Origin of the sequence: Maribacter vaceletii (assembly GCF_003634105.1) — a bacterium.
GTDB classification, from domain to species: domain Bacteria; phylum Bacteroidota; class Bacteroidia; order Flavobacteriales; family Flavobacteriaceae; genus Maribacter_B; species Maribacter_B vaceletii.
Genome location: NZ_RBIQ01000011.1, coordinates 176,740 through 188,247, shown reverse-complemented (window position 1 = coordinate 188,247; position 11,508 = coordinate 176,740). Strand labels below are relative to the sequence as shown.

Sequence of the window (11,508 nt, the reverse complement as noted above, 5' to 3'; positions counted from 1 at the left end):
ATACTATTGCTGTACCAAACAACTTAGATAATAGTGTAACCAACGAAACAAACACAGCGTTTGCTTCTGCTGTAAACACCTTAACGATTACTGATTCTGATGGAGCTTTAACAGCACCGATTGTAAATACGAATGCACTCGCTATTGCTAGTGGTGAAATTACTTCTACTATTAACGGTGTAGCTTCTGCGCCTATCGCACTTCCGGTTGCAGATGGTACGGAAACAATACTTAATGATGGGACGAATACAATAGTTTCAGGTGATGGTTCTACGGCTACTCCATATTCTATTGCGGTTCCTGACAACTTAGATAATAGTGTAACTAACGAAACAAACACAGGTTTTGCTTCTGCTGTAAATACGTTAACGATTACTGATTCCGATGGAGCTTTAACAGCGCCAATTGTAAATACGAATACACTCAACATTGCTAGTGGTGAAATTACTTCTACTATTAACGGTGTAGCTTCTGCGCCTGTAACGCTGCCAGTTGCAGATGGTACGGAAACGGAAGTAACTGGTGCAGGGATTAACGTTGTAACAGGTGATGGTTCTGCTGCTACTCCTTATGTAGTTACCGCTACAGAAGTAGATGGCTCTGTAACTAACGAAACAAATACAGCGTTTGGTTCTGTTGTAAACACCTTAACAATCACAGATTCTGATGGAGCTTTAACAGCACCGATTGTAAATACGAATGCACTCGCTATTGCTAGTGGTGAAATTACCTCTACTATTAACGGTGTAGCTTCTGCGCCTGTAACGCTACCTGTTGCAGATGGTACGGAAACAATACTTAATGATGGGACGAATACAATAGTTTCAGGTGATGGCTCTACGGCTACTCCATATTCTATTGCGGTTCCTGACAACTTAGATAATAGTGTAACTAACGAAACAAACACAGCTTTTGGTTCTGCTGTAAATACCTTAACAATCACAGATTCTGATGGAGCTTTAACAGCGCCGATTGTAAATACGAATACACTCGCTATTGCTAGTGGTGAAATTACCTCTACTATAAACGGTGTAGCTTCTGCTCCTGTAACTCTGCCAGTTGCAGATGGTACTGAAACGGAAGTAACTGGTGCAGGGATTAACGTTGTAACAGGTGATGGCTCTGCTGCTACTCCTTATGTAGTTACCGCTACAGAAGTAGATGGCTCTGTAACTAACGAAACAAACACAGCTTTCGGTTCTACTGTAAATACCTTAACAATCACAGATTCTGATGGAGCTTTAACAGCGCCAATTGTAAATACGAATGCACTCGCTATTGCTAGTGGTGAAATTACCTCTACTATTAACGGTGTAGCTTCTGCGCCTGTAACGCTGCCAGTTGCAGATGGTACGGAAACGGAAGTAACTGGTGCAGGGATTAACGTTGTAACAGGTGATGGTTCTGCTGCTACTCCTTATGTAGTTACCGCTACAGAAGTAGATGGCTCTGTAACTAATGAAACAAACACAGCTTTCGGTTCTGCTGTAAATACCTTAACGATTACTGATTCTGATGGAGCTTTAACAGCGCCAATTGTAAATACGAATGCACTCGCTATTGCTAGTGGTGAAATTACCTCTACTATAAACGGTGTAGCTTCTGCGCCTGTAACGCTACCTGTTGCAGATGGTACGGAAACAATACTTAATGATGGGACGAATACAATAGTTTCAGGTGATGGCTCTACAGCTTCTCCATATTCTATTGCGGTTCCTGACAACTTAGATAATAGTGTAACCAACGAACTTTCGGATTTAAGCTTAGATGCTACTTCTAATATGCTTACGCTTACCAACCCTGCTACAGGAACTAATCAAGTGGATCTTTCTGGATATGTTTCTTCCGATGATCAAGCGGTTGAAATGTTCGCTTTTAATGGCTCTACTTTTGAACTACTACTTAAAATTGAAGATGATCCAACTACTAGAACAGCTAATTTGTCGTCTTTACATGCAGATGGTACTGAAACTAAAATTATTGCTGGTAATTCTGGAATAACAATTACAGGAGATGGTTCTTCTTCTTTACCTTATGGTATATATAATAACTTCACTGAAGTTGATGGAAGCATCTTAAACGAAGTAAATACAGGTTTTTCTACCGTGAATGTTGCTGGTACAGATTATTTAAGGATTACAGATTCTAATGGAGACCTAGATGTTCCCTTATCTGATTTATCTCCTACAGGAACAACAGGCTCCATATTTTTTGCAGATACTGATGGTTCTATTACTGAAGATAACGGGCAATTATTTTGGAATGGCACAAATAATCGTTTAGGAGTTGGAACTTCAAGCCCTACAAACAAATTTCATGTTACTGGAGCTATTCGTTCGGAAGGCTACCTTAACTCAGATGGTTCTGTAGGTGAACCTGCATATAGGTTTCAGGATGATACTGATACTGGTATGTATAGCCCATTTCAAGATGAAATTAGTTTTACAGCAGGTGGTATTGAAGCCTTAAATATTGATGAAACATCTAATAATACTACAGTTACTATTAAAGAAACACTAGAGCTAGAAGGAGCAGTTCTTGATGAAAATGATTCTGCTGGTACAGTAGGGCAAGTATTAACAGCTACTGCAACAGGAACAGAATGGGTTACTAATTACAACCCTGTAAAAGCTATTGGTAAAATTTCTAGTGGTGGTAGTGTTGTAAAAGCAACAACAGGAGTTTCAACTTCTAGAATCAGTCAAGGAAGATATCAAGTAACATTCGCAAGTGGTATAGTATCCGATGCCGATTATATTATTCAACTAACACAACCAGGTAGAGGTGGCTCTGGCAATGATGACCCAGGAATATCTTACTCTAACCAAACAGCAACAGGTTTCCAAGTAATTATTGGAGATAACGACAATGGTGGAACCGATAGAAACAGATTTGACTCTGAGTTTATGTTTACCATTTTAGACTTATAATAATATGAAAAAAAGTATCTTAATTTCCTTTTTCTTAATTTCTCTATTTGTAAAAGCGCAAGCTCCAAATGCTGGAGACTTAGTTACTATACATTCTGCTACACTAGCAGAAATAAATGCAATAGTAAGTCCTCATGAAGGTTCTTTGGTATACAATTCTGAAGACAAAAATATTTACCAATATAATGCTACAGAATGGAAACAAATTCAACCAACTGGTAATGAAACTATAATTGTTGCAGATGACAATATATTAATCTCGGGTAGTGGTACTGCTATAGACCCTTATAGCATATCCTCTATTCCTGCAAAATTTATTCAAAATTCCGATGGGTCTTACACTTTTTCTAATGGTGTGGACCCAGATATTAATTTTATAGGTATGCCTCTTAATCATCCTATTGTTTCTAATTCCAATGCAACTAATGGTTCTTGTTCACAATTCTCTGTAAATGAAACTAGAGATATTATTATAAATGGCAACTTTTTTGATGGCTCTGCTACTGTTACAATACCAGGGCAGACAGTAAATAATGTAACTATAAATAACACTACTAGAATAACTGCTAATGTTACTTCAGGTGGAACCGGTGGTAGTTTTGATATTCAAGTTACCACAGATACAGGTACAAGTACTTTACCCAATGGTTTTAATGTTGCTAATGGTTCAAATACATACAGTCTAGGAACAATGGATATTGCAATAACAGGGGCTATGACCTATAACGCAGGTGTTCTTAACAAAACATCTAGCTCAGGATGGAACGCACAAGGGTACTCAATTTCTCATGCCATAGCCGCAGGGGAAGCAGGTAATTTAAGCTTTACTGCAGTAACAAATGATAGATTAAGAATGGTGGGTCTTAATAGCGACCCAGCAACAAATGCCTCCTATACAACCCTAGATTATGCAATTTATTTACATTCAAATAAAAATGTATACATCTACGAGCATGGTGCTAGTAAAGGAAGATATTCTACTTATTTACCAGGTGATAATTTTGAAGTTAATGTAGATTGCACAGGAAGGGTTTCTTATTTAAAAAATGGCAGTGAATTTTATAACTCTGCAACACAAGCAACAGGAGATTTATATTTTGATTCTTCTTTTCATCAAACCAATAGTGGGATATCTAATATTTCAATGACTTTTTAAAAACATGAAACTATTTAAAATCATATCCATCTTTCTACTGCTACAAAATACTATTGTAGCACAAGATGCTGTACATAATTTTGGTGCAATGCAAGTACATAATGGAACATCTGTAGGATTTCATTTAGATTTGGTAAATGATGGTGTGTTTAATGAAAATCTAGGATTAGTAGGTTTTTATGGGTATGATAAATCTATAACCGTTTCTGGAACTAATACCCCTGTTTTTTATGATTCAGAGATTTTGGTTGACAATAATTTATATTTAGAAACTCCTATTGAAATAATAAATAACGCAAATTTAATAACAGGTAATATTGTTACGCCAAGAGATAACTCTGATATTCATATTAATTTTTTAAATAGTGCTTTTTATATTGGAGAAAATATGGTTTCTAAAGTAGATGGCTATGCTGCAATAACCAATAAAGACGATTTTATCTTTCCTGTAGGCACAGAAGACAGATTACGTATGTTAACGCTAAACTCACAAGCTACAAATGCATTTGCTAAATGCGCATACTTTTATGAAGACCCAAATAATCCTTCTACCTTTAATGAAACTTTTGATACGGATGAAAAGGAGACCGATTTTTTAAAGGTAAGTGAGAAAGAATTTTGGCATTTAGAAAGCGCTATACCTTCTACAGTTACTTTAAACTGGGACATTTATAGCAATATAAATACTTTAGGAGAATTTATAACCGATTTAAAAGTAGTTGGTTGGAGTAAAGCCCAACAACATTGGGTAGACCTAGGAAATACAGATGTACAAGGCAGCCTAACACTGGGTACGCTAACATCAGACATTTTTGTACCTAATGACTATTCTATAATAACTATTGGGGGTAATAATGACATACTAGAAACTTATAATTTATTAGAACTAGACAATTATTATATGACTCCAAATGGAGACGGAGTTAATGACTTTTTAGTAATAGATGGCATAGAAGATTCTCCAAATAATAATCTTCAAATTTATAATAGATATGGTGTCATGGTATTCTCTAAAAATAATTATACCAATGAATTTGGTGGCTACTCTAATAGAAGCTCTGTTGTTACAAGAAATGATGGACTTGCTTCCGGTATCTATTTCTATATAATTACACTAAACGATTTAAGACAAAAACATCAGGGGTATCTTTATTTAACCTCTAATGCAAAAAAATAACTAAATTTATAAACCATTACCACCTTTAGTAATTAATACTATTTAAAATGCAACGAAGATCATTCATAAAAAAAAGTGGGTTAACTACATTAGCCTTATCAACAATACCATCAACTATCTTATTAGAAGGTAATGACTATTCTATTTTAGAATTAATGGGTAAAGAAGATATAAAAGTTTATGGTAAAGGTATAAATCTTAGAAAAGAAGCTCATGATGCTTTTTTAGAAATGAAAAAAGCCGCTTACAGTGCTGGTATAGATTTAAAAGTGGTCTCTAGTTATAGAAATTTTGAAAGACAAGTCCAGATTTGGGAAAGAAAATACGATAATTATACCGAAGAAGATGGAATGGCACCAATAGATGCTATTGACAAAATTATAGAATACTCTACTATTCCAGGAACTAGCAGACACCATTGGGGAACCGATGTTGACATTGTAGACGGTTATCGTAAAGTAGAAGGAAATGTTCTTGATCCAAATAAGTTTGGTGAAGGAGGTCCTTATGAAGATTTTAAAAATTGGATGGATGAGAATTCAGAAAAATATGGTTTTTACTTAGTATACACGGATCACCCTAAAAGAAAAGGGTTTAAATATGAACCTTGGCATTATAGCTATGCCCCAATTTCTAAACCTATGCTAACGGCCTTTAGAAGAAAAAATATTCTTTTATTATTACAGCAAGAAGATTTTTATGGAAGTGAGCATTTTACAAATGGCTTTATAAAAAATTATGTAAGAAATAATATTTTAGACATAAATAAAGACCTTCTCTAACTCTTTTGTATATTGTTGGCCTATAAAACACTATAAGCCATGAGAAGAGGAAGTTGGAAAATTCGAATTTTTATAGGTCTCGCCATTGTAGCATTTGCCTTTATACAACGCTGTAATAACAGTGAAAAAAACGAATACACAGGAAGAACTCAAAATATAAACATGACCGCGGAGCAAGAAATTGCTATCGGCTTACAAAGTTTACCTGAAATTTCGCAACAACATGGCGGTCTTTACCCAGATGAGCGTATGCAAGCTTTTGTAGATGCTGTTGGCAACAAATTGGTAAATAGTAGTATTGCCAGAGAAACCCCTTATAAATATGATTTTCACTTATTAGCTGATTCGCAAACTATTAATGCTTTTGCATTACCTGGAGGTCAAATATTTATTACCTATGCACTTTTTTCTCAATTAAATGAAGCACAACTAGCAGGTGTTCTTGGCCATGAAATAGGACATGTAATTGGTCGCCATTCTGCGGAACGTATTGCAGACAGCAATTTTTGGCAAACCCTAACTATGGGTGCTACGGTTGGTGCAGATATGGGTGGATTAGTTGGTGGTATTGGCCAAAACAAATTATTAACCAATGGTCGTGGAGATGAGCTAGAAAGTGACGAACTTGGTGTTCTTTTTATGATTCAATCAGGGTACCAACCTGAAGAAATGATAAAAGTTATGCAAATACTTAAAGCAGCAGCAGGACCTAATAGAACTCCAGAATTTCAAAGTACGCACCCAGACCCCGAAAATAGAATAGAAAAAATAAAGGAGGCCATTAAGAAATATAAAGGCAATGTTTAAATTAAAACGATAAAAGTACCGTAAATTTCGACAAAAAACACTCACTTGAGAGTTGATTATTAGTAACTTACCTGTGTTTTACAGCTTATCGAATAAATTTAATTAATCGTCGAAAGTTCTATTTTTTTTTCTACATTTGGGGCTCCCACAGTCTTATTACCGTCTCAGATTTAATCCTTATAGCTTTGTAATTTTTAATTATTAAACAAAACTATATGGGAACATTATTACACTTTAGAAACATTTACCAACAAGCCTTTGAAAATTGTCACCCTAATATTGCAGTAATATTACTTAAAATTTATTCTGTTTTTTGTGGTGCAATGTTAGCGTTCGCAATCTATGCTTTTATGTATAGAGCGTTTACTGGCTTTGAATTTTAATTACCTTATTCGCACTCTTTTACCTGAACACTATTTGAAGTGAATATATTATAAAAAAAAATCCCATCCTGATTAGGAATGGGATTTTTTTTAGCACATTTTTCTTACTTAACTCTCTTAGCCTTTTTAGCTTTCTTTTCTTTCTTCAACAAAGCAAGAGCATCGGTAGCATTAGATGCTTGAGCAATTTCAGTAATAGTAAGTCCATTTTTACACTTAATTCTAAGATTAGCTCCGTTTGCTATAAGAAGCTCTAAAATTTCTGCCCTATTATAACGTGCAGCAAAAATTGCGGGTGTCATTCCTGCAGAAATTTTATTTACATCTTCTCCTGCTTCAATCATACCTCTTACTAAATCTACATCTCCTTTAAGAATAGCTTTACAAAAAGTACTAATTTCTAACTTTACAATTAATTGTGTTTCATTAAGCTGTAATGTACTAACATTTTCATTTGCCATTACCCCTGTATACATTAGCATACCTGCAATAGCCATAATTACTGTTGTTTTTTTCATGATGATTGTTTTTAATTGATGAATAAATGATTTGATATTAAAGAGACGATAGCATTTATAATTTGTTACAAACAAACGTTACAAAATTTAAAAATTTAACATCTTTAACACTTTTTGAAAATAGATACAACAAACAAGGAAAACCCTTAAAAAATGGGTACTAAACTTAGTTTAAGTAAACAAATCATAGTATTTTTGACTTTGTAAAGACACTACAATTATGAATAAAAAAGTAATCCTAATGATACTGGATGGTTGGGGAAAATCACCAGATCCAAAAGTATCTGCTATAGATAATGCGCAAACTCCTTTTATAGATTCCTTATATCATAACTATCCAAACGCAACTCTAAGAACAGACGGAGAACATGTAGGATTACCTACAGGACAAATGGGAAATAGTGAGGTTGGCCACATGAATTTAGGAGCCGGTAGAATCGTTTATCAAGATTTAGCTAAGATTAATTTAGCGGTAGAAAACAATACTTTAAAAGACGAAAAAGTATTAGTAGATGCCCTTGCTTATGCTAAAGAAAATAATAAAAAAGTACATTTTTTAGGATTACTTAGTAATGGAGGCGTACATGCACATACAAATCATTTAAAAGGATTTATTGATGCTGCAAACAATGCTGGTGTTCAAAATTCGTATATCCATGCTTTTACAGATGGTAGAGATGTTGACCCAAAATCTGGAAAAGGATATGTTGAAGATATTGAAAACTATATTTCTGGAACCAATACAAAACTAGCCTCTGTAACTGGGCGTTACTATGCAATGGACAGAGATAAGCGTTGGGAACGTGTACAATTAGCTTATGATGCTCTTGTGAATGCTTCTGGCACAAAAACTAACTCTATAGCAAACAGTATTCAAGAAAATTACGATGCAGATATAACAGATGAATTTATAAAACCACTGATTGCTACAGATACTAACGGACAGCCTTTAACTACCATTGAAAAGGATGATGTAGTTATCTTTTTTAACTTTAGAACAGATAGAGGAAGAGAATTAACAGAAATGTTAAACCAAAAAGATTTTCCAGAATACAATACCAAAACACTAGATCTTTACTACGTTACTATAACTAATTATAGTGATGATTTTAAAGGAATAAAAGTAATATTCAATAAAGATAATATTACAGAGACCTTAGGTGAGGTACTAGAAAAAAACAATAAAAAACAAATCCGTATTGCGGAAACAGAAAAGTATCCGCATGTTACTTTTTTCTTTTCTGGGGGACAAGAAACTCCTTTTAAAGGTGAATCTCGTATTCTAAAAAATTCTCCAAAAGTTGCAACTTATGATTTGCAACCAGAAATGAGTGCTTATGAATTACGTGATGCTTTAGTGCCAGAATTAGAAAAAGGAGAAACAGATTTTGTTTGTCTAAATTTTGCCAATGGAGATATGGTTGGCCATACAGGAATAATGAGTGCGGCTATTAAAGCTTGCGAAGCCGTAGACATTTGTGCAAAAGATGTTATTACTACAGGTTTAGAAAATGGATACACTACCATTCTTATTGCCGATCATGGAAATTGCGAAACTATGATGAATCCAGATGGTAGCCCTCATACAGCGCACACAACAAACCCTGTTCCTATTATTTTAATAGACAAAGAGTTGAAAAATATTGAAAGTGGTGTTCTTGGAGATGTTGCTCCTACTATACTTAAATTAATAGGAGTACCGCAACCAGAAGCAATGACACAACATTCCTTAGTGTAATTTAACACAGAATGGTAGCTACTATAAAAGACCAGCTAAGTAGAACAATTGTTTTACCTAGCTGGCCTTTTCGTATTATATCCCTAGTACCTTCGGAAACAGAATTACTAGTAGACCTCGGGTTAGAAGAATATATTGTTGGTATTACAAAGTTCTGTGTACATCCTAATCATTTAAGACAAAACAAAGAAATTGTTGGAGGCACAAAAAATATATCTTTTGAAAAAATTAGAGATTTAAATCCTAATATTATTCTTTGCAATAAAGAAGAAAACACCAAAGAAATTGTAAATACTTTAGAAAAAGAATATGAAGTTCATGTTTCTGATGTAAAAAATATAGCAGATGTATTTGATCTCATAAAACAATATCAAAACCTTTTTAATTGTAAAGAAAAAGCTTCCAAAATAACTACTAATATTAAAAGTGAACTAGCAAGCTTTCAAAAATTCATACAAAATAAACCCAAAGTAAGTGTTCTATATTTTATCTGGAAAACCCCTTGGATGCTAGCAGGAAAAGACACTTTTATAAATTCTTTATTAGCAATTAATAAATTTACCAATCTAACTAATAATCAAGAAAGATACCCAACAATTACTTCAGAAGAAATTAAACAAACTACTGCTCAATTAATTCTATTATCATCAGAACCTTACCCATTTTCCGATAAACATATTTCAGAAATTAAAAAATTAGCTATTTCAAGTACTATTACCTTGGTAGATGGCGAATATTTTTCTTGGTATGGCTCTAGACTACAAGCTGCTTTCACCTATTTTAAAAAATTACATCTTACTATAAATCAATCTAAAACTCATAACCTATAAAGGTTTTCTTTCTTAACTGTAAATATTTACCTTTGCAAACTATGATTATAGTAAAAACACCCGAAGAAATAGAATTAATGCGAGAAAGTGCATTAATAGTTTCTAAAACATTAGGGATGCTTGCTGGCGAAGTTAAACCAGGAGTAACCACTTTGCAGTTAGACAAACTTGCAGAAACTTTTATAAAAGACCACGGAGCAATTCCTGGATTTTTAGGTTTATATGATTTTCCTAACACGCTATGCATGAGTCCAAATGCTCAAATAGTACATGGTATTCCTAATAAAACTCCGCTTGTAGAAGGTGATATTATTTCTATTGATTGTGGCGCATTAAAAAATGATTTCTACGGAGATCACGCCTATACTTTTGAAGTTGGAGAAGTAGATCCTGAAACAAAGAAAATGCTAGATGTTACCAAAGAATCTTTATACATAGGGATTCGCGAATTTAAAGCTGGTAATAGAGTTGGCGATGTTGGCTATGCTATTCAAAAATACACAGAAGACCACGGCTACGGTGTTGTTCGTGAACTTGTAGGTCATGGATTAGGACGTAAAATGCACGAAGATCCAGAAATGCCAAATTATGGCAGAAGAGGAAGAGGTAAAAAGTTTGTAGAAGGTATGGTTGTTGCTATAGAACCAATGACAAACCTTGGTACACGAAGAATAAAACAATTAAAAGACGGCTGGACAATTTTAACTGCGGACGGTAAACCAAGTGCTCATTTTGAACATGATGTTGCTTTAGTAAACGGAAAACCTGAGCTACTTTCTACTTTTAAATACATATACGAAGCATTAGGCATTACGAGTACCGAAGAAGATGAATTCAAACAAAACACTCTAAACGAGTAGTTATGACTTTTAATATAGACGAAATAAAGGCAAAAGAACTCGTAAAAGGAATCACTGGCAAGTATGTTCATTCAAAAAATGTAACCATTGGTTATGTTACTATTGATAAAGGAGCTATTTTACCCGTTCATTCCCATGAAAACGAACAAATAACGCAAATAGTTTCTGGCAGACTAGAAATGACAATTGATGGTACTACCTCAATTCTTGAACCAAATACAATAACGATTATTCCTTCAAACACTATTCATAGTGCTGTTGCTTTAACAGATTGCGTTGTTATGGATACGTTTTTTCCTATTCGTGAAGATTATAAATAAGCTCTCT

11 protein-coding genes are annotated in these 11,508 nt (G+C 34.2%); 10 read left to right on the top strand and 1 reads right to left on the bottom strand.

Annotated elements, in window-relative coordinates:
- The 6 genes from CLV91_RS16910 to CLV91_RS16905 all read left to right on the top strand — a co-directional run.
- Positions 1 to 2,930 (top strand): beta strand repeat-containing protein (locus tag CLV91_RS16910; protein ID WP_170146767.1); only part of this gene is annotated, 2,930 nt, incomplete at its 5' end.
- Between the two features lie 4 nt (positions 2,931 to 2,934).
- Positions 2,935 to 4,086: a hypothetical protein gene (locus CLV91_RS14975; protein WP_121069038.1), complete on the top strand. Its 1,152-nt coding sequence runs from the start codon at positions 2,935 to 2,937 to the stop codon at positions 4,084 to 4,086.
- A gap of 4 nt (positions 4,087 to 4,090) precedes the next feature.
- Entirely contained in the window at positions 4,091 to 5,263 is a 1,173-nt protein-coding gene (locus CLV91_RS14970) for a gliding motility-associated C-terminal domain-containing protein (protein WP_121069037.1), read from the top strand.
- A 47-nt stretch (positions 5,264 to 5,310) separates the two neighbouring features.
- Entirely contained in the window at positions 5,311 to 6,045 is a 735-nt protein-coding gene (locus tag CLV91_RS14965) for a M15 family metallopeptidase (RefSeq protein WP_121069036.1), read from the top strand.
- Between the two features lie 39 nt (positions 6,046 to 6,084).
- Complete coding sequence (locus CLV91_RS14960) at positions 6,085 to 6,852, top strand: M48 family metalloprotease (RefSeq protein ID WP_121069035.1); 768 nt, start codon at positions 6,085 to 6,087, stop codon at positions 6,850 to 6,852.
- Positions 6,853 to 7,067: 215 nt separating this feature from the next.
- Positions 7,068 to 7,235, top strand: coding sequence for a DUF6747 family protein (locus CLV91_RS16905; RefSeq protein WP_170146766.1), 168 nt, complete (start codon positions 7,068 to 7,070; stop codon positions 7,233 to 7,235).
- 104 nt (positions 7,236 to 7,339) lie between these two features.
- Here CLV91_RS16905 and CLV91_RS14955 read toward each other — a convergent pair whose 3' ends face one another.
- A complete protein-coding gene (locus CLV91_RS14955) occupies positions 7,340 to 7,753 on the bottom strand; it encodes an ankyrin repeat domain-containing protein (RefSeq protein WP_121069034.1) in 414 nt (137 codons plus the stop codon).
- Between the two features lie 220 nt (positions 7,754 to 7,973).
- On the opposite strand from CLV91_RS14955, the gene gpmI reads away from it, so the two are divergent.
- The 4 genes from gpmI to CLV91_RS14935 are packed head-to-tail and all read left to right on the top strand — an operon-like array spanning position 7,974 to position 11,501.
- Positions 7,974 to 9,491, top strand: coding sequence for a 2,3-bisphosphoglycerate-independent phosphoglycerate mutase (gpmI, locus tag CLV91_RS14950; protein ID WP_121069033.1), 1,518 nt, complete (start codon positions 7,974 to 7,976; stop codon positions 9,489 to 9,491).
- A gap of 11 nt (positions 9,492 to 9,502) precedes the next feature.
- Positions 9,503 to 10,321 carry an ABC transporter substrate-binding protein gene (locus CLV91_RS14945; protein ID WP_121069032.1) on the top strand — a complete coding sequence of 273 codons (819 nt, stop codon included), beginning with the start codon at positions 9,503 to 9,505 and terminating at the stop codon, positions 10,319 to 10,321.
- Positions 10,322 to 10,362: 41 nt separating this feature from the next.
- Positions 10,363 to 11,181: a type I methionyl aminopeptidase gene (gene map / locus CLV91_RS14940; protein WP_121069031.1), complete on the top strand. Its 819-nt coding sequence runs from the start codon at positions 10,363 to 10,365 to the stop codon at positions 11,179 to 11,181.
- A 2-nt stretch (positions 11,182 to 11,183) separates the two neighbouring features.
- Positions 11,184 to 11,501 (top strand): cupin domain-containing protein, encoded by a 318-nt coding sequence (locus CLV91_RS14935; RefSeq protein ID WP_121069030.1) that lies wholly within the window; start codon positions 11,184 to 11,186, stop codon positions 11,499 to 11,501.
- Positions 11,502 to 11,508: the final 7 nt, after the last annotated feature.